This window comes from Ruegeria sp. AA3, from assembly GCF_056542905.1.
Map to the genome: position 1 here is coordinate 852,719 of NZ_JBQGAQ010000001.1, position 18,594 is coordinate 871,312.

Consider the following 18,594-nt stretch of genomic DNA (forward strand, 5'->3'; position numbering starts at 1 on the left):
CTTTGTTTCAGTTTGAAATTGCAGCGTCCAACTCTGCCGCCTTCTTTTCGACCTGTTCCACGATGTGATCGATCATCTGATCGTTTGACATCTTGTGGCTGGCTTTTCCCGCCAAATAGACCATGCCAGACCCTGCCCCGCCGCCGGTAAAGCCGACATCGGTCATTAGGGCTTCGCCCGGCCCATTCACCACGCAGCCAATTATCGACAGGCTCATCGGAGTCTTGATGTGTTCCAGTCGATGCTCTAACGCCTCAACCGTTTTGATCACATCAAAGCCCTGACGCGCGCAGGAAGGGCATGAGATGATGTTCACGCCGCGATGGCGCAGGCCCAGAGATTTCAGGATCTCAAAGCCCACCTTCACCTCCTCCACCGGATCGGCAGACAGGCTGACCCGGATCGTGTCGCCAATGCCCATCCACAGCAGATTGCCCAGGCCGATGGCAGACTTTATCGTGCCCGATACCAGCCCGCCAGCCTCGGTGATGCCCAGGTGAATCGGCGCGTCCGTGGCTTCGGCGATGCCTTGATAGGCGGCTGCCGATAGAAAGACGTCACTGGCCTTCACGCTGATCTTGAAATTGTGAAAGTCGTTGTCCTCGAGGATACGGATGTGTTCCAGCCCGCTTTCAACCATCGCCTCGGGGCATGGTTCGGCATATTTCTCAAGCAGGTGTTTTTCCAGACTACCCGCATTCACCCCGATCCGTATCGAGCAATTGTGGTCGCGCGCGGCCTTGATGACCTCCTTCACCCGCTTTTCATCGCCGATGTTCCCGGGATTGATCCGCAGACAAGCGGCACCCGCCTCGGCGGCTTCGATACCACGTTTGTAGTGAAAGTGAATGTCAGCCACGATTGGAACCGGGCTTTCGCGCACGATTTCTTTCAGCGCTTTGGCCGAGGCCTCGTCCGGGACCGACACCCGAACAATATCCGCGCCAGCCTCTGCTGCCGCCTGAACCTGCGCGACCGTCGCTGCCACATCTGTCGTCAGCGTGTTGGTCATGGTTTGCACAGCAATCGGCGCATCTCCACCAACAGGCACATTGCCCACCATGATCTGGCGAGATTTGCGGCGATAGATGTCGCGCCAGGGACGCACGTGATTAAGGGACATGAGGGAGGGTCCAGATCAGCCTGAGTTGCCCCTTAGATAGTTCGCCAACCCAAGGGGAGCAATGGCTAGATCACTCAGCAGGCGCTTCTGCTGGCTTGGTCTGTAATTCCGCGACCAGTTGCTTGAGCGCGCTGTTCTGTTCGGCCTCAAGATCCGCAACTGCAAATTTTTCGGAAACTGCATCTTTCGAGAGCACAACGCCCTTGGTCACCGTGCCGGGTGCGCCAACCGGACCAAAATGTTCACCATTCATCGAGAAATATACGGATCCCGATGCGCCAGCTCGCAATAGCGGAGCCTCTTCGGTCAGGGGCACTTCGAACGTGCTGCCTTGTTCGACGGTACCCAGTGTACCTTCGAAAATGACACTGCCATCAGCGGCCGTTACGCGCATCCACGATGGGTTAACGGCTACGATCTTCAGCGTCGTATCCAGTTGCTCAACCACCTGCGGTAACGCCGGACGCTCGACCGTATGAACTTCAGTCACCTGAATCTGCGGTGGCTCAGGAGCGCGGAAAGTGCCGACTGTACGCGGATCAAGCGTTGAAATCGGGGCATCGCGGGCAACCAGCACCGGTACATCCAGCGCTTGCGGGCGATACAAACGATCCAGCGCTTCTGTGCTTGGTGCATCGACGCTGGCCAATTCGGCCTCCTCGTCCGCCCGCACCTGCGCAGCGTCCAGCGGATCAAGATCAGTCAGTACAACCGGCGCTTGCTCGACCGGGCTGACCTGTACCTGCTGAATTCGGTTCAGAACCGACCAGCCGCCATAGCCAATTCCGCCAATTACGGCCAACAGCACAAGTGTCGAGCCGATGGCCCGCGGTTCGATCTGGCTGACCACGGATTCGCGACCGGGAATATAGGGCGTGTTCGGCGAGACGAAGGGATCACGCCCCATCGACCCGCGAGTGGGCAAACCACCTTGGGCTTTCTTGACTACCGATGCCTCGGCCGACATGCCGTGTGCAACTTCGAATCCGCTCTCCTGACAGAAGCTTGCGAAAGTCTCATCGGGGTTCATCCCCAGATAGCGGGCATAGGAGCGCACATACCCAGCGATGAAGCCGGGTGTGTCAAAAGCATCAGGATCAGCATTTTCAATGGCGGCTATGTAGTTGGCTTTGATCCGAAGTTCGCGCTGTACATCCAGAAGAGATTTGCCCATCGTCGCGCGTTCACCGCGCATAACATCGCCAAGTCGTACCTCATAGTCGTCAAAGCCCTTTGGCCTGACGTCCATGTCTTCTTCGGAATCGCGCTGTGATCTGCGCCCAATCATTCCTGCTGCCCCATCTTTGCCTGTCGCGTGTTGCACGCTAGCGGCGAATCGCCCCTACAACGATTCGTCTAATTCTTTTGTTAGCGTAAGCGTAACACGCAGCAAACTCGTTGCACACTTTAGTGTGACATTACCCGGCAAGTTCGGCGCGATTTAGCGCACAATGTGACCAAAGTTCGTCCATCGCCTGCACCAGACGGTTCATTTCGTCGGGCCCATGCACCGGAGAGGGGGTAAAGCGCAGGCGTTCGGTGCCGCGCGGAACGGTCGGGAAATTGATTGGCTGAACGTAGATTCCATAGTCATCCAGCAATCGGTCGCTGAGGATCTTCGTATGCACGGGATTACCGACGATCACCGGCACGATATGACTGCCATGATCTATCAGCGGCAAGCCCAGCCCTTTGAGCCGCAGCTTAAGAATGCTGGCCTGGGTTTGGTGCTGCTCACGCAATTCCGGTGCGCGCTTGAGATAGGCAACTGAAGCCGCCGCCCCGGCAGCGACCGCAGGTGGCAGGGACGTGGTAAAAATAAAACCGGGCGCGTAAGAGCGGATGGCATCACACATCTTCTCGCTTGCGGCAATGTAGCCCCCCATAACGCCATAGGCCTTGGCCAGCGTTCCATTGATGATGTCGATGCGATGAGCAAGGCGATCCCGCTCAGTCACGCCACCACCACGGGCGCCGTACATACCGACTGCGTGAACTTCATCGATATAGGTCAAAGCTCCGAATTCATCAGCCAGATCACAAATCTGTTCAATCGGACCAAAATCACCATCCATCGAGTAGACTGATTCAAAGGCGATCAGCTTGGGGGCTGCCGGGTCATCGGCCTCGAGCAATTCGCGCAGATGTGCGACATCATTGTGACGGAATATACGCTTGGCCCCACCATTACGGCGCACGCCTTCGATCATCGAGGCGTGGTTCAGCTCGTCTGAATAGATGATCAGGCCAGGAAATAGCTTGGGCAACGTGCTCAGGGTCGCATCATTTGCAATGTAAGCGCTGGTGAACAATAGCGCGGCTTCCTTGCCATGCAGATCGGCCAACTCAGCTTCGAGACGTTTATGATAGACAGTCGTCCCTGATATATTGCGTGTTCCGCCTGAACCCGCACCGGTCGCATCTACCGCCTCATGCATCGCGTCCAGCACCACGGGGTTTTGCCCCATGCCCAGATAATCGTTGCCGCACCACACGGTGATGTTCTGCTGTGATCCGTCCGGGCAAGTCCGCACGGCGTGCGGGAATTGACCCTTACGGCGTTCGATATCAATAAAGGTCCGATAACGTCCTTCGTCATGCAGCCTGGCAATCGCAGTATCGAGCTTAGCAGTATAGTCCAACGGACCCTCCTTGGATGCCCGGGTTTATCATAACCCCGGGCGATATTTTTTGCCACATCACAGACGGGCCGAATATATGGCTTCGCGTTCCCCTGTCCGACCTGCCTACAGCCGAACCGTTGAACCCAACTTTGATTTGCATCAAATACCTACTAAGCGGCTATCCGACAAGTAAAGTTACGGCAACCAGACGCGAGGAAACGACGCAGGCAGATTCACCGATTCTTAAGGCAAAACGGGCTGGACGGCCCCGTTTGCGCTGCTAGGCTCTGCGCCAAATCCAGACCTTTCAGGAGAGACCCATGTCGCTTGACGCTGTACTGAGCCGGATCGATACCGATCTGACAACCTCTATCGATCGCCTGATGGAGTTCCTGCGAATCCCCTCTATTTCCACTGATCCAGCGTTCAAGGAGAACGTCGACAAAGCCGCAGACTGGTTGGTCGATGATTTAAAAAGCATCGGCATCAACGCTGAAAAGCGAGAAACCCCGGGCCATCCTATGGTTGTTGGTCATGTCGGCGAAGGCAACGAAGGCCCTCATGTTCTGTTCTATGGCCATTATGACGTACAACCGGTTGACCCGCTTGAACTGTGGAACCGCGAACCCTTCGATCCTGCATTGGAAGACACCGCACATGGTCAAGTGATCCGCGGTCGTGGGTCTTCCGATGACAAGGGTCAGTTGATGACCTTTGTAGAAGCTTGCCGCGCCTGGAAAGCGGTTCACGGCTCCCTGCCCTGCCGCATCACGTTTTTCTTTGAGGGCGAGGAAGAATCCGGATCGCCATCTCTGGTTCCGTTTCTCGAAGCAAATAAAGCCGAGCTTCAGGCTGATCTGGCGCTGGTCTGTGACACCTCGATGGTCTCGCGAGGTGTCCCGTCAATCGCGTCGCAACTGCGCGGCATGCTCAAGGATGAATTCACCATCATCGGCCCCCGCATCGACCTGCATTCAGGCCATTATGGCGGACCCGGCCTAAACCCGCTGCGAGAGCTATCGCGCATCGTTGCCTCATTCTACGACGAAGACACCGGTCGCGTGGCGGTCGACGGCTTCTACGAAGGCGTGCACGAAGTCCCAGCCGAGCAACTGCGCCAATGGCAGAATTGTGGTTTCGACGAAGCGGAATACCTGAACTCTGTTGGCTACTCCGAACCACACGGCGAAAAGGGGTATTCGACGCTCGAACAACAATGGGCGCGGCCGACGCTGGAAGTGAACGGCTTGTGGGGAGGCTACAACGGCGCTGGCTCCAAAACCGTGATCCCGTCCGAGGCGCATTGCAAGATTACCTGCCGTCTGGTTGGCGATATGGATCCGGATGCGTTGCGCAATCGAATCCGCAAACATGTCGAAGATCGCTTGTCATCGGATGCCAAAGTAGTATGGGATAACGACCTTGAGGGCTCGCCCGCCTCGGTCATGAACCTCAATCGCCCCGAATTCGAAGCCGCGCGCGGCGCGCTTTCGGATGAATGGGACCGCGAGGCCGTCTTCACTGGCATGGGCGGCTCGATCCCTGTCGTTGGTTATTTCAATTCGGTGTTGGGCTTGGATTCCATGCTGGTCGGCTATGCTAATGACGACGACGCCATTCACTCACCGAATGAAAAATACGACGTCAAGAGTTTCCACAAGGGCATCCGCTCGTGGGCGCGCATTCTGGACGCTTTGACCAGGAAATAAGCATGGTGTTTTGCGAGGCTCAGCCTCGCGCTCCGAGTTATTTCCAGCCAGATGAAGTACGGATACCCTGCTTCATCTGGCGATAATTATCTCGGAGAGTCGCGGCATACCTCGACGGGGGCTGAGCACCCATCCTTACATGTGGATCACGCGCCCATAGGCATCCAGCACGCTTTCATGCATCATTTCCGACAGCGTCGGGTGCGGGAAGACAGTGTTCATCAGATCTTCTTCGGTGGTCTCCAACTGGCGGCCCACCACATAGCCCTGGATCAACTCGGTCACTTCAGCACCAATCATGTGCGCGCCCAGCAGTTCACCGGTTTTGGCATCAAACACGGTTTTGATCAGCCCTTCAGGCTCACCCAGTGCGATGGCCTTGCCATTGCCAATGAACGGGAACCGGCCGACCTTAATGTCGTACCCCAACTCTTTGGCCTTGGCTTCGCTGTATCCGACCGAGGCGACTTGAGGCTGACAATAGGTACAGCCAGCGATGCTTTCGGGTTTGACCGGATGTGCGTGCTTACCAGCAATAAGCTCAGCGACCATAACGCCTTCGTGGCTCGCCTTGTGCGCAAGCCACGGCGCGCCAGCGATATCGCCAATCGCATAAAGTCCTTCAACCCCGGTACGGCAGAATTCATCCGTCACAACATGGGTGCGATCAATCTTTACGCCCAAAGCCTCAAGCCCGAGGTTCTCAACATTGCCGACAATACCAACCGCCGAAATCACGGTGTCAAAGTCGTGCTTCTCGACCTTACCTTTCACCTCGATATGCGCGGTTACTTTGCCCTTGGCGCGGTCCAGTTGCTTGACCATTGCTTTTTCCATGATGGTCATGCCTTGCTTGGTGAAGGCCTTTTTTGCAAACGCGCTGATCTCAGCATCTTCGACCGGCAGAACGCGATCCATGACTTCGACAACAGTCGTGTCTGCTCCCAGCGTGTTGTAGAAACTGGCGAATTCGATTCCGATCGCGCCCGAACCGATAACGAGCAATTTCTTGGGCATCCGCGGCGGCTGCAGCGCGTGTTTGTAGGTCCAGACCAGATCGCCATCAGCCTCGAGCCCCGGCAGTTCACGCGCACGGGCGCCAGTGGCCAGAACGATGTTCTTCGCTGTCAGCTCCTCGGTGCCTTTGTCAGTTTTCACGCTGACCTTGCCTTTCGCCGGAATGGTCGCTTCTCCCATCACAACGGCCACTTTGTTTTTCTTCAACAGGTGACCGATGCCGCCGGAAAGCTGCGCCGCAACCCCGCGCGAGCGTTTGACCACGGCGTCCAGATCGTAACCGACCTTGTCAGCTTTCAGGCCAAAATCCTTGGCACGCTCCATCAGATGGAACACTTCCGATGACCGCAACAGCGCCTTTGTTGGGATACAACCCCAGTTCAGGCAGATGCCGCCCAAATGCTCGCGTTCAACGACAGCGGTCTTAAGGCCCAATTGTGCCGCGCGAATAGCGGCCACATAGCCACCGGGGCCAGCCCCGATTACGATCAGATCATAGGATTGTGCAGCCATGTTTCCCTCTCGGCACAGATCGGTTCAAAAACTAGTTTACCGTTAAACTATTTTTTCCAACGCATCAACATAACTTCCCGCGACATATGTGACGCAGGGTAATTTCGCCATTATCAAGCTGAATTCAGCCTATACCCGTGCCGCCGCAAAGGCTAGAACGGAGACTTCGGAACCATTTGTTTTTGATATCCACCATATTTCGAAAGGCGAAACATGGCCAAAATCCTCAAGGACTTATTACTGGCATTTTTGAACGCGACATTGATATTGCTGGCCTTATGCCTCTTCCTAGGGTGGAAACTTTTACAATCCGCAGACCAAATTCGGACCGGATTTGCTGAGAACTTGCAAGCAGTGGCGCCATTACGCGAACAGGCGCAAGGCATTCGAGTAGAGCTGACAGAGCTGCGCAGCGATTTTGCCTCATTTGGCCAGAGAGCACAGCTTGATGAAACCATGCGCCAACAGCTGAGCGCCGCCCTGCAACGCTTGAACAGTTTGGAGGGGAAACTTGAAAATACGCAATCTCGCTTGGCGAACCTTGTCGAACGTCCGGAAGACCTGATCAACTATGCGATCACGACTTCTGCAGACAACATCACCAACCGGATATTGATCATCAAGGGTTGCGAGCCCGCGACCTAGGTCGCGGCCTGCAATTCACGCACTGTTGATCCGTAGCCACCATTGCTCACATATGCGGCTTCGTGATCAGTAGTTGCCCTTTCCAGTGCATCGTTGCGATATGGGAAACGGCCGAATTTTCGGATCACCTCGCGATGCGCGCGCGCATGCAACAGATTGCTGTCACCACTTTCGGGCATCCGCTCAAGCATCATGCGTACACAACGCTCCTGATCGCACAAATTTTCCGAGTGCATCATTGGCAGATAGAAGAACTGCCGCGCGGGTTCATCGATCTTTAGATCCCAGCCCTTGTCGACCGCGCATTTTGCTGCCGCCAGTGCCGCCCTATCGGATGCAAAGGCCTGCTTGCTGCCCCGGAACATATTGCGAGGCAACTGATCCAAAAGGATAATGTAAGCCAGCGCCCCGCTGGGATAGGTCAGCCAGAGCGAAAACTTGCCTTCACACGCGGCTTTCCAGGTTGAAAGAAATTTGTCTCGGATCCGCGCATCCAGCGCTTCATCCTGTAGGTACCACCCCTCGGGGCCGACCTCATCTAACCAAAAACTCAATACTTCTTCAGGACCTGCCATTGCCCTAGACTCCGTAATTGTCCTCCCCAGGACGTAACGTCATTAAAATCACTTTTACAGATTTGTGACAGTAACATATTGCAACACTAAAGTCACAATTCCGGCGCACGGGCGGGTTCTTGTGCATCTTGCTCATCTTGCGCTGCTTCAATAGCAACCTCTTGGGCGACTTCCAACGCAACAGGTGACGAAGTTGGATAGATCGGAGCAATCGCGCCCGTCTCATCCACCGGTGTGTAGACTCGCTGGGTCATCCGATAGGCGGCGTAGGCGGCCATGGCAAACATCAGCGTAGCAATAAACAGAAAGAAACCCTTTGGCCCGACAACGCCAGTGCCCATCAGCCAGCCAGTAATAATCGGCCCGGCGATTGCTCCGAGGCCATTGATGAATACCAGCCCGCCCGAGGCCGCCGACATATCATCATACTCCAGATAATCGTTGGTATAAGCTATCAGCAGGGAATAGAGCGGGCTTGTCATGCCGCCAATAAAGAAGGCCGCAACAAGAAGCATCGTGAATGTTACACCCAGCACCATGCCAATAACAGCACCGACCCCACCTACTGCCGAGACCAATATGATCAATACGCGACGATCCATCCGGTCGGACATCCAGCCCAGCGGAAACTGAAGCAATACCGCTCCAATATAGAACACCGCCACGAAGATCGAAATTTCAACCAGACTCAGACCTACTTGCGCACCATAAACTGCGCTCATCCCGAATTGGGCAGAAAAAATCCCGCCCAACAAGAACATGCCAACGCAGCCCAGCGGAGATGTTTCCATCAACTGGCGCAGGGTCATCGGCTTGGTGGTGTCAAACGCAGGTGTAGGAGAGATCGACAACAAAATGGGTGCAAACGAGATCGAAACCAGAATCGACGCGATGACAAAGGTTTCATACCCGGCGGGGTCACCAACCAGCAGCAAGGCCTGAGCGCTGACCACACCCGCCATCTGCACGATCATATAAAGCGAAAGGGCCTGTCCTCGGTTCTCGTTGTTTGCGGCGTTGTTCAGCCAGCTCTCAGCGGTCACATACACACCCGAGAAACAGAATCCGATCACAACCCGGCCCAGCGACCAGGCAATGGGATCGGCAAGCATCGGGTACATGATCATGACGGCCGAAATAAACGAAGCCAGTGCTGCGAATACGCGCACATGACCGACGCGACGGATCATTTCGGGCGCCAAACGCGAACCGCCGAGAAATCCAACAAAATAGGCGGACATTACAAATGACATTTCGAGGGTAGAAAACCCCTCAATCTCGCCACGCACGCCCAGCAGAGTGCCCTGCAGGCCGTTACCGACCATCAGCAATCCCATACCCAGAAGAAGCGCCCAAGCGCTGGAAAGAACCTGAAGCATTCTGCCAACCCAAATTGCTGATTTGTTTTGTTCGCTTTGCGATCAAATACTATCCGCGTCGCGCCTGTCTACGACATTGTTGCGGCGCGGATGAAACAGATGCGACTAGGGGATCAAAAGAGATGCGTCGCCGTATGAGAAAAAGCGATATTCATCCGCGATGGCGTGATCATAAATTGACTTGACTCGATCCTGTCCCATCAACGCGGAAACCAACATTAACAGTGTGGATTTCGGCAGATGAAAGTTAGTCATCAGCGCATCAGTGACGTGAAACTGAAATCCGGGGTAAATGAATATGTCGGTCTCACCTTCCCACGGCTCGATCTGCCCTGAACGTGCAGCACTTTCGATCAGACGTAAGGCCGTCGTGCCCACAGGAATGATCCGCCCACCCGCTGCTTTGGTTGCGGCGATATCGGCTGCGGCCTGCGCGCTGACACGGCCCCATTCAGCATGCATTTTGTGGGTCGCCACGTCCTCGACCTTAACTGGCAGAAAGGTGCCTGCGCCCACATGCAAAGTGACATGGGTAAACTCGACACCACGTGCTGACAGCGCTTGAAGCAACGCATCGTCGAAATGCAGCGACGCTGTCGGGGCTGCAACAGCACCAGAGTTACGCGCCCATACAGTTTGATAATCGGTCTTATCCTGTTCGTCCGCAGCACGTTTCGCCGCAATATAAGGCGGCAATGGCATCGCGCCAGCCTGCTCCAAGGCTTGGTCGAAATCCTCTCCGGTCAGGTTGAAACGCAGAAAGGCCTGGCCATCGGCAACCCGATCCAGGGTCGCACTTAGGTCATCTGAAAACACGATTTCTTCGCCAGGTTTGACCTTCTTTAGCGGTTTGATCAGTGCAGCCCAGCAGCCGTCGGATTGCGGGTCCAGCAGCGTCGCTTCGATCGCTGCAGACACAGGCCCCTGTGCGCTGCTGCGATGGCGGCGGCCGTTCAGGCGTGCCGGGATGACACGCGTGTCGTTCAAAACCAGCCGGTCCCCAGGGAGCAATATGTCCGGTAGTTCGTGGACACGCTGATCCCGAATGGTATCCTGCTGCGCAAGTAGCAAGCGTGCCGATGAGCGCGGGCTGGCAGGCCGCGTCGCAATCAGGTGTTCAGGCAGATGGAAATCAAAATCGCTGAGTTTCATGGCCGCGCCATACATCGGCCCAACAGATTCGGCCACCGCTCAGATCAACGGTCCTCGCCGCGTGATTGCACAGCCGGATGGGGTTGGTCCGATCGGTCAGGCGTTGCATTTGGGCCATCCGAGACAGTCGGCGCGGGCTCGCGCAACAAGTTTCGCAGGAACAACGGGGCCAGCCCGGACAGCGGATTGACAGAAACCTTTGGATCGCTCAGTGGGCCGGTCAGGGTATAATTGAACGCGAAAATCCCCTCGCCCTTCTTCGACAGAACACTGCCAATCGCATTAACCAGATAAATTGGCGAGATCGCGCCGCGCAGGTTCAGCATTTGAGTCACCGTATCAATGGTGCCCTCGAATGACAGTCCCATAGATGGCCCTACGGCGCTGCCACTTAGAACTTTCACTTCGGTCGGTGTGATGCGCATTTTGCTATCGATGGCTGCAAAGAATATGCCCTGCCCCGCCATCTCGTCCAACAACCCCACCAGACTGATCGCGTTCAACAAGGCCGCCATCGCCGGAGCGTCGGTGATCCGTGTATTCTTGATTTTCAGGTCAACGTCGTAGTTTCCGGGCTCGGCAATCGGGTCGAGTTGCAATTGCATGGACCCGCCACGCGCCTGCGTCAGAACACCAGCCGAACGCAGAACCGCACCCGCATCTTCGGAAGTCAGCCCAACCGCCGTTCGATTATCGCGCGGCGTCACCTGGCCTTTGATCCGCGCGCCACCGTTGACCTGAGCTGCGAATCCGCCCGTCAACCCGCCTGTGGTTTGAAACGAGCCGGTTAACCCGGTCAATGCCACCGTTTTGGTTACCTGTAACCGGTCCAATGTGACGTCGAGTTTCGGCCCGGGTCCAGCTGCCCTACCTCCGCTGCTAGCCCCTTCACCCAAGGTCGATTTACCCAGATTAAGCACACCGCCCAACACACGGATATCCGGTAAAGCCGCCCCTCGCCCGATCAGTTCCGCAGGAACAGCCAACCAGTTGCCCAATTCAAATGAGCTGAAGCGCACGCGGTCAAACCCACCATCTCTGAAAGAGATCGTGGCTGATGTTCGCAGCCCAGCCGCCTCGATACGCAGCTCATCGACGCTGAGTTGCGCGCCTAGCGTCGCTTCGGCTGTTAAGGTGCCGCTACTGTTTGCCCCTTTCCTCCACCCCAACTCGGGGATGGCCAGAGCCACCCCCACCAAGTCAGAGTTTGCGTTCAGAAGTGGCGGTTCACCCGCGCCTATACCCAGTGAAAAGTCAGCCACCCCCTGTCCGGTTAGCATCCCTTTGGGTAAACCAGCATTTATCTGTTCCATCAGGCGCGGAGAGATTTCAATTTGCCCTGTCAGCCCACTACGTTGCGCGGTGTCGCCGCCGATGGGCTGTCGCCAGGTGGCTTTAACTGGTACGACGCCAAACAGGCCCTCGCCCGAAATGGCGACCTGCGTTTGATCCCCTGTCAGATCGAGCTGGTCGGCACTGACTTCAAACCCCGGCACCAGCCTATCACTGTCCAGATCGACCAGTTCCCCCAGAAAATGGAATCGTGTGTCTTCAAGCTTCAAGCCCTTGATCATGGGCAACGACAACGTACCTGAAAGACTGACCTGACCTTCTGCCAGCTCAATGGGAAGATTGGCCTTGGTCAATAATTGCAGCGGTGGCCGATCCAACAAAGACAGGGCAGCCGTCACACTACCCTTGGCCTGCACGCGGGCGATCCCGGGCGTGGATTTCTTGATACGGGTGTCTGGAATGATAAACGAGGTGCCCGAAGCATCAACCGCCCCGCCCTCGTCCGCGATTACGATCCCCTTCTGCGCCGAGACGGTAAACCGACCGTTCAGCAGGCTGGCCTGCCCTTGTGCATCCTGAATGGGCGGAAGCGTCTTGGCGAACCGGACCTTGGTATCTTCGAACTCAAAATCGGCATAGATGTCGGGTTTTTCTCCGGGCCGCAGACGCAGAGCGAAATCCAGATCCGACATTTCGCCCTGATACAAGTTTTCAGTGACCCAGAGACGTGGTTTCGGCGCAAGACGTTCTGGCCAGTATTTCAACAATTGATCAGAACTCATCTGGTCGATCTGTGCGTCAATCTCGGCAACCCAACCTTCGGACAGACCGGCCAATGACCCGCTCAGGCGCGCGCGATGTTCACCATCTTCAATTGACATCTGGCCCAACCGCAGCCGGAACGGGGCCAGTTTCATCTGAAAGTCCACATCGGCCTGCGAAAGGTTCAGCGGTTCAGGGAACAGATCCACGGGATTAATCTCGATCCCGCTCAGGCGAAACTGACCTGACATGCTCTCCAGACCGCCAGCTTCTACGCCCTTAAGAAATGTTATCCCATCTGCCTGCACCGTACCCCAGGCGGAATTGATCGACACCTCGTTGAAGTCCAGCGCCTGCAGCTTTGGATCGTATGTAAAATAGGTCCTCGCCGATTCAAACTTGATCGGCGTTGTTTCTGGTGTCGGCTGCACCGCACCCGTACCGAGGTTCAGTGTGGCAAAGACCGGGCCCAGCGCGCCGTCGGGGTCTACGCTACCACGCAAAGCACCAGAGATGGGCGTGCGCAACACCTGCATCCATGCAAGAGCTGGGCTATGTCCGCCAATATCTTCCGAAGGCAGATCGGTGATCGAAATGCCAAACTGTGCGGCAGGGCTGCCAAGCGAACTGGTATAATTGGCTTCAATCGTGCTCACGTAGTCCCGCCCGGCAAGTACCGAAAAGCTGGTGGCCAGTCGAACCTCGCGCGCGCTGCGGGTCGCCTGAATGCGCCCACCATCCAGCACCCAGGACCGGCCCAGCCGCAGATCCTGATAGTCCAGCGTAATTGCATCCAGTTCAACTGAAGTCAGGGCTGACAAGACTGTCGCCTGGAACACCTCATCCGAAGCCTCGATCAGCTGCGCCAGATTCGGAGCTTGCCCGACCGGCGCACTGCCCGCACCCACCGTCAGAGAAAGGGCTCCGTCCACACCCCTTGTCAAAGCGATCTGCGCGCCTTGCAGGATGATCCGCTTGGGCTGCACATGACCGCGCAGCAGCGGGCGCATAGAAAGACTGGCCCGCAGGTCGGACACTTCGGCGATCTGACGACCGTCCGCGTCACTGATGCGGACATCGGTTAAACGCAATCGAGGACGCCAGCCTTCATGAATAATAAAGCTGACATCGCCGAACCGCACTTTGACGCCGCCCAGAGCCTGATCTAACCGAGTTTCAACCCGATCACGTAGCCAATCCGGCGCGTGCATGCGCTGCCCCACCACCATGAAGCCTGTGACTAGTGCCAGAAGAACAAGAATGAAGACACCGCGCAGTGTCCACAAGCCAGCAGTCCGTCGACGCGACCGACGTCGTGGCTTTTTAACCGAACCGGCGTCATCCTGCTGTTCTTGCTGGACCAATTTACGTCCCACGCCTTTCAACCTGCCGTCCGTGCACTATGATAAGCGCCAGCCTTTAGTTTCCCAGCCGGAGTTTGAATATGCCCGAAGTCTCAGACATCGCACCCGACTTTACTCTGCCCCGCGACGGCGGCGGCGAGGTGTCCCTGTCGGAACAACGTGGCCGTGCCGTCGTTCTGTTTTTCTATCCCCGTGATGATACGCCGGGCTGCACTAAGGAATCCATCGGATTCTCGGAACAGCTTGATGCGTTTCGTGACGCAGGCGCTCACGTCTTCGGCATCTCGCGCGATACCATCGCCAAACACGACAAGTTCGTTGCCAAACACGGGCTGACCACACCGCTGCTGTCCGATGAGGGTCAGACCGTATGCGAAGATTATGGCGTCTGGGTCGAAAAGAACATGTATGGGCGGAAATCGATGGGCATTGAACGTTCAACCTTTCTAATCGATGCCGAGGGCAAAATAGCCCGTATCTGGCGCAAGGTGAAAGTGCCGGGCCATGTGGACGAGGTGCTTGAGGCTGCGCGCGCACTCTGACTCTCTCGACCCGCGCGGGCATCAAGGGTATGACCCGCGCGGACTGCAGCGTTAGGGGGCAAGCGTGTCAAAAACACTGACCGAAATGGCGACTGAGGTTTTGACCACATCGGTCGGACGCGAGAAAACCGCCCTGTCCAAACAATACGCCGCTGCCTGGTTTGCATCCCGGCAGTGCGACGCGCCCAAGATCGAAGTGGGCACCGCCGAGCCACCGATTTACCCTGCGCGGCCTGAAAAGCCCGAACTGTTGTCTCCTCGGGATGTGCCCCGCCGCAGGCCCGGGTCCGAGGCGGGCCGTATCGCGCTGTTACACGCCGTCGCGCATATAGAGTTGAACGCCGTGGACCTGCATTGGGACATCATTGCCCGATTTGGCCATCTGCCGATGCCCATCGGCTTCTATGACGATTGGGTGAAATGTGCCGAAGAAGAATCGCGCCATTTCGAGATGGTCTGCGACTGCCTCGAACAGATGGGCAGCCATTATGGTGCACTGCCCGCCCATGCGGGAATGTGGCGCGCCGCCGAGGACACCGCCGAGGACCTGATGGGCCGCCTTGCCGTGGTCCCGATGGTTCTTGAAGCGCGCGGGCTAGATGTGACTCCTGGCATGATAGACATCTTCCGCAAGGCCAAGGCTGATGACGCCGTTGCCGCGCTTGAAGTAATCTATGCCGAGGAAGTTGGCCATGTTGCCTATGGCTCGAAATGGTTTCACTTTCTGTGCGGGCGCGAGAATGCGGATCCCAAGGATGTGTTTCACGCCCTTGTGCGCCGCTATTTCCACGGAGCGCTGAAACCCCCCTTCAACGAAGAGAAGCGCGCCGAGGCCGGACTGCCCCCTGATTTCTATTGGCCCCTGACCGAAGACCTGCCACCACCCGGAGTTGTATCAGACTGACAGCAAACGCCTGCTATCGGCAAATTCTCGCCGATCACATGCGGTAAAACTCCGTTCATTGCGCTCGATTGGTTAACAAACTTGCCCGAATGCCCCGACCCCTTTATGCAATCGCGTCAAGGAGCGGCTACTCACTCACGACCGGCTCCGAGATATGGGGACAATTGAGGTAGGACGCGTGCGGACACGTCTGGCAATTAAACTACACTCACTGCTTGAGCGGCACTTTCCAGAGCGCCGGGTTTTTCTGAAATCTGACAATGATACACGGTTTATCCGGCTAAGTTCGGAGACCCAGATAGCCGCCGTCGCTGGTGTCGGGGTAATGGTCGCCTGGACCGCCATTGCCACGTCGATCCTGCTGATGGACAGTATTGGGTCTGGCAATTTCCGGGAACAAGCCAAGCGCGATCAAGCAACCTATCAAGAGCGCCTGAATATCCTGTCGGATGAACGTGATACGCGCGCTGCCGAGGCTTTGGCCGCTCATGACAGGTTCAACGCGGCGCTGGAACAGATTTCGGTCATGCAGTCCGAGTTACTGGAATCCGAGAACCGCCGCCGTGAGCTGGAGACCGGAATCGAGGTTATCCAGACCACACTGCGCGCCACGATGAAACAGCGTGAAGACGCCCGAATTGAATTGGCCGAACTGCAACAAAGCGCCGGTGGAGATTCTGCGTATATGGCGGCGTCGGCCAATCCCGCGCAAATGGCATTCATGACCGACGCTCTTGCTAGGACCGCTGCACAGCGCGACCAGATTGCGGCTGACGCACAAGGTGCGCTGCATCAGCGCGATGAGCTGGAACTTGAAATTCGCCTGATGCAGGAACGCAGCGACGAGATTTTCCGCCAGTTGGAAGAGGCCATGGTGATCTCGGTCGAACCCCTCGACAAGATGTTCCGCAACGCGGGCATGCCCACAGATCGTATCCTCGACGAGGTTCGTCGTGGATATAGCGGTATGGGCGGTCCGCTGACCCCTTTATCCCTTAGTACGCGCGGTGAGGAACTGACCCCCGACCAGATCCGCGCAAATATTCTGCTGGAACAGATGGACCAGCTGAACCTCTATCGCATCGCTGCCGAAAAGGCCCCCTTCGCCAGCCCGGTGCGCGCTGCTGTCCGCTATACCAGCGGCTACGGAACCCGCCGCGACCCTAAGACCGGTGGACGCCGCATGCATAACGGCGCTGATTTCGCAGGCCCGCAAGGCACCGATATCTTCGCCACCGCCGATGGCGTGGTCACCCATGCAGGCTGGCAATCGGGTTTCGGTCGGCTGGTCAAGATCAAGCACGCGTTCGGGATTGAGACACTTTACGCTCATAACACCAAGATACGGGTAAAGGTTGGTCAAAGGGTCTCGCGCGGGGATCATATTGCTGATATGGGTAGCACCGGACGGTCGACCGGCACCCACCTGCACTATGAGGTGCGCGTGAACGGAAAACCTGTAAACCCAATGACTTACATCAAGGCTGCGAGAAATGTTTTCTAAGAGCAAAATCAACGAACCCGGATCGAAAGAGACTGAGGCAGCGAAACCGGCCGCTCCGGCCACTCCGGCGGCCCCTGCACCGACTGAAACCAAGGCAAGCACCCCGCCCAAGCCCAAGCCGCCCGCATCGGTCCTGTCCTCGGATCTGCACATCACCGGCAATCTGAAAACCTCAGGCGATATCCAGGTTGAGGGCACCGTCGAAGGCGACATCCGTGCCCACCTGCTGACCATTGGTGAGACGGCCACCATCAAGGGCGAAGTCACCGCAGATGACGTCGTGGTCAATGGCCGTATCGTGGGCCGCGTGCGTGGGCTGAAGGTGCGTCTGACCTCGACCGCACGGGTTGAAGGCGACATTATCCACAAAACCATCGCCATCGAAAGCGGCGCGCATTTCGAAGGTTCGGTCCAGCGTCAGGACGACCCGCTGAACCCGGGCCGCAGTGGCAAATCGGGCGCTAATCCGGCAGCCGAAGTCAAACAGTAAAGACAGACACTTCTGTCCTGCAGAAACGTCGCGATCCTGTTCGCGGCGTTTTTTGTTTCTTGGGGGCTGAGAAAGCTCTACACCAATTGGGAATAATGCGCACAGCAGCATGGAGGCCCGATGGAACTGGCAGATATTGTTGATCTCACCACCTACCCGATAGAGGATCCGGAGTTTCGGGCGACGCTCAGACAGAGCTATCAACGCGATGGTGTGCTGGAGATGCCGAGTTTTGTTAAAGAGAGGGCGATTTCATCCATTCGGGCAGATGGTCTTGCAAACAAAGATAAGGTGTATGCAAAGACCGAGAAGCACACCGTCTACCTTAGCCCGCAGGACCCTGCTTACGACCCTGATCACCCGCGCAACCGGCTGGTTACCTCGTCAAAGGGTTGCCTGACCGATGATCAGATCCCTCAGACCTCTGCCCTTCGTGCGCTATACGATTCCGATGCATTCCGCGCCTTTCTGTGCGACGTGCTGGAAGAAGACGCGCTGTTTGAATACGCCGATCCATTGTCGTCGATAAATCTGCATTTTGCCGAACAAGGGCAAGAGCTGGGATGGCATTTTGACAATTCCTCTTTCGCGATCACTTTGATGGTGCAACCTCCGGAACAGGGCGGGTCATTTGAGTACGTTCGTGATGTGCGCAATGCAGATGCTGGTGAGATGAGCTTTGACGCGGTTGGCGACATCCTCGATGGCCGTACTCAGGTCAATCAGCTCGACGCCGAGGCTGGAACTTTGGTATTCTTCCGTGGCCGGAACTCGATCCACCGGGTTGCTCCAAACGAGGGCGAACAAACCCGTATCCTTGCGGTGCTTGCCTATAACACCGAACCCGGCATTTCCTTGTCCGAAAGCGCACGCCAAACATTCTACGGACGCACCGGATAGTTTTCAGGCGCTGAAGAAGAGCCAGAAAAATTCCCCGCAGACGTTAGTTTCACAAAACGCACTTTTTGAATTAGACTAAAAGCCATTGTTTTCTGGAG

Annotated in this window: 15 protein-coding genes; 7 read left to right on the forward strand and 8 right to left on the reverse strand. The window is 56.6% G+C overall.

Going from position 1 to position 18,594, the window contains the following annotated elements:
• Positions 1 to 7: 7 nt before the first annotated feature.
• The 3 genes from ispG to hemA form a co-directional block, all read right to left on the reverse strand.
• The gene (gene ispG / locus ACR0JR_RS04260; protein ID WP_170472183.1) at positions 8 to 1,123 is read right to left on the reverse strand and encodes a flavodoxin-dependent (E)-4-hydroxy-3-methylbut-2-enyl-diphosphate synthase; all 1,116 of its coding nucleotides are present in this window, start codon (positions 1,121 to 1,123) and stop codon (positions 8 to 10) included.
• Positions 1,124 to 1,193: 70 nt separating this feature from the next.
• Positions 1,194 to 2,411 carry a helix-turn-helix domain-containing protein gene (locus ACR0JR_RS04265; protein ID WP_480455193.1) on the reverse strand — a complete coding sequence of 406 codons (1,218 nt, stop codon included), beginning with the start codon at positions 2,409 to 2,411 and terminating at the stop codon, positions 1,194 to 1,196.
• 130 nt (positions 2,412 to 2,541) lie between these two features.
• Positions 2,542 to 3,765 carry a 5-aminolevulinate synthase gene (gene hemA / locus ACR0JR_RS04270; protein ID WP_480455127.1) on the reverse strand — a complete coding sequence of 408 codons (1,224 nt, stop codon included), beginning with the start codon at positions 3,763 to 3,765 and terminating at the stop codon, positions 2,542 to 2,544.
• 302 nt (positions 3,766 to 4,067) lie between these two features.
• On the opposite strand from hemA, the gene ACR0JR_RS04275 reads away from it, so the two are divergent.
• Positions 4,068 to 5,456, forward strand: a complete 1,389-nt coding sequence (locus ACR0JR_RS04275; protein WP_480455129.1) for a dipeptidase — start codon at positions 4,068 to 4,070, stop codon at positions 5,454 to 5,456.
• 135 nt (positions 5,457 to 5,591) lie between these two features.
• On the opposite strand, the gene lpdA is transcribed toward ACR0JR_RS04275, so the two are convergent.
• Positions 5,592 to 6,986 (reverse strand): dihydrolipoyl dehydrogenase, encoded by a 1,395-nt coding sequence (lpdA, locus tag ACR0JR_RS04280; RefSeq protein WP_170540526.1) that lies wholly within the window; start codon positions 6,984 to 6,986, stop codon positions 5,592 to 5,594.
• Positions 6,987 to 7,340: 354 nt separating this feature from the next.
• Here lpdA and ACR0JR_RS04285 point away from each other — a divergent pair, with 354 nt between their 5' ends.
• The gene (locus tag ACR0JR_RS04285) at positions 7,341 to 7,631 is read left to right on the forward strand and encodes a hypothetical protein (RefSeq protein ID WP_480455131.1); all 291 of its coding nucleotides are present in this window, start codon (positions 7,341 to 7,343) and stop codon (positions 7,629 to 7,631) included.
• On the opposite strand, the gene ACR0JR_RS04290 is transcribed toward ACR0JR_RS04285, so the two are convergent.
• The 4 genes from ACR0JR_RS04290 to ACR0JR_RS04305 form a co-directional block, all read right to left on the reverse strand.
• Entirely contained in the window at positions 7,628 to 8,206 is a 579-nt protein-coding gene (locus tag ACR0JR_RS04290) for a DUF924 family protein (protein WP_010442137.1), read from the reverse strand. The two genes, ACR0JR_RS04285 and ACR0JR_RS04290, sit on opposite strands and share 4 nt — an antisense overlap.
• 92 nt (positions 8,207 to 8,298) lie before the next feature.
• Positions 8,299 to 9,585, reverse strand: coding sequence for an MFS transporter (locus tag ACR0JR_RS04295; protein WP_170472195.1), 1,287 nt, complete (start codon positions 9,583 to 9,585; stop codon positions 8,299 to 8,301).
• A gap of 105 nt (positions 9,586 to 9,690) precedes the next feature.
• Entirely contained in the window at positions 9,691 to 10,737 is a 1,047-nt protein-coding gene (gene queA, locus ACR0JR_RS04300; RefSeq protein WP_480455133.1) for a tRNA preQ1(34) S-adenosylmethionine ribosyltransferase-isomerase QueA, read from the reverse strand.
• 44 nt (positions 10,738 to 10,781) lie between these two features.
• On the reverse strand, positions 10,782 to 14,168 hold the full coding sequence (locus ACR0JR_RS04305) for a YhdP family protein (protein WP_480455135.1): 3,387 nt from the start codon (positions 14,166 to 14,168) through the stop codon (positions 10,782 to 10,784).
• A gap of 68 nt (positions 14,169 to 14,236) precedes the next feature.
• Here ACR0JR_RS04305 and ACR0JR_RS04310 point away from each other — a divergent pair, with 68 nt between their 5' ends.
• The 5 genes from ACR0JR_RS04310 to ACR0JR_RS04330 all read left to right on the forward strand — a co-directional run bounded on the left by ACR0JR_RS04310 (position 14,237) and on the right by ACR0JR_RS04330 (position 18,496).
• Complete coding sequence (locus ACR0JR_RS04310; protein WP_480455137.1) at positions 14,237 to 14,698, forward strand: peroxiredoxin; 462 nt, start codon at positions 14,237 to 14,239, stop codon at positions 14,696 to 14,698.
• Between the two features lie 85 nt (positions 14,699 to 14,783).
• Entirely contained in the window at positions 14,784 to 15,602 is an 819-nt protein-coding gene (locus tag ACR0JR_RS04315) for a ferritin-like domain-containing protein (protein WP_480455194.1), read from the forward strand.
• A 178-nt stretch (positions 15,603 to 15,780) separates the two neighbouring features.
• Positions 15,781 to 17,106, forward strand: a complete 1,326-nt coding sequence (locus ACR0JR_RS04320) for a DUF5930 domain-containing protein (RefSeq protein WP_480455195.1) — start codon at positions 15,781 to 15,783, stop codon at positions 17,104 to 17,106.
• On the forward strand, positions 17,096 to 17,596 hold the full coding sequence (locus ACR0JR_RS04325; RefSeq protein ID WP_480455139.1) for a bactofilin family protein: 501 nt from the start codon (positions 17,096 to 17,098) through the stop codon (positions 17,594 to 17,596). The genes ACR0JR_RS04320 and ACR0JR_RS04325 overlap by 11 nt, the downstream gene beginning before the upstream one ends.
• Positions 17,597 to 17,716: 120 nt before the next feature.
• Positions 17,717 to 18,496, forward strand: a complete 780-nt coding sequence (locus tag ACR0JR_RS04330; protein ID WP_480455140.1) for a HalD/BesD family halogenase — start codon at positions 17,717 to 17,719, stop codon at positions 18,494 to 18,496.
• The last annotated feature ends 98 nt before the right edge of the window (positions 18,497 to 18,594 follow it).

Bases quoted from the DNA above. Each gene is read 5' to 3' on its own strand.
- ispG (WP_170472183.1), bottom strand. From the start codon at position 1,123: ATGTCCCTTAATCACGTGCGTCCCTGGCGCGACATCTATCGCCGCAAA.
- ACR0JR_RS04265 (WP_480455193.1), bottom strand. From the start codon at position 2,411: ATGATTGGGCGCAGATCACAGCGCGATTCCGAAGAAGACATGGACGTC.
- ACR0JR_RS04275 (WP_480455129.1), top strand. From the start codon at position 4,068: ATGTCGCTTGACGCTGTACTGAGCCGGATCGATACCGATCTGACAACC.
- lpdA (WP_170540526.1), bottom strand. From the start codon at position 6,986: ATGGCTGCACAATCCTATGATCTGATCGTAATCGGGGCTGGCCCCGGT.
- ACR0JR_RS04290 (WP_010442137.1), bottom strand. From the start codon at position 8,206: ATGGCAGGTCCTGAAGAAGTATTGAGTTTTTGGTTAGATGAGGTCGGC.
- ACR0JR_RS04295 (WP_170472195.1), bottom strand. From the start codon at position 9,585: ATGCTTCAGGTTCTTTCCAGCGCTTGGGCGCTTCTTCTGGGTATGGGA.
- queA (WP_480455133.1), bottom strand. From the start codon at position 10,737: ATGAAACTCAGCGATTTTGATTTCCATCTGCCTGAACACCTGATTGCG.
- ACR0JR_RS04310 (WP_480455137.1), top strand. From the start codon at position 14,237: ATGCCCGAAGTCTCAGACATCGCACCCGACTTTACTCTGCCCCGCGAC.
- ACR0JR_RS04315 (WP_480455194.1), top strand. From the start codon at position 14,784: ATGGCGACTGAGGTTTTGACCACATCGGTCGGACGCGAGAAAACCGCC.
- ACR0JR_RS04325 (WP_480455139.1), top strand. From the start codon at position 17,096: ATGTTTTCTAAGAGCAAAATCAACGAACCCGGATCGAAAGAGACTGAG.
- ACR0JR_RS04330 (WP_480455140.1), top strand. From the start codon at position 17,717: ATGGAACTGGCAGATATTGTTGATCTCACCACCTACCCGATAGAGGAT.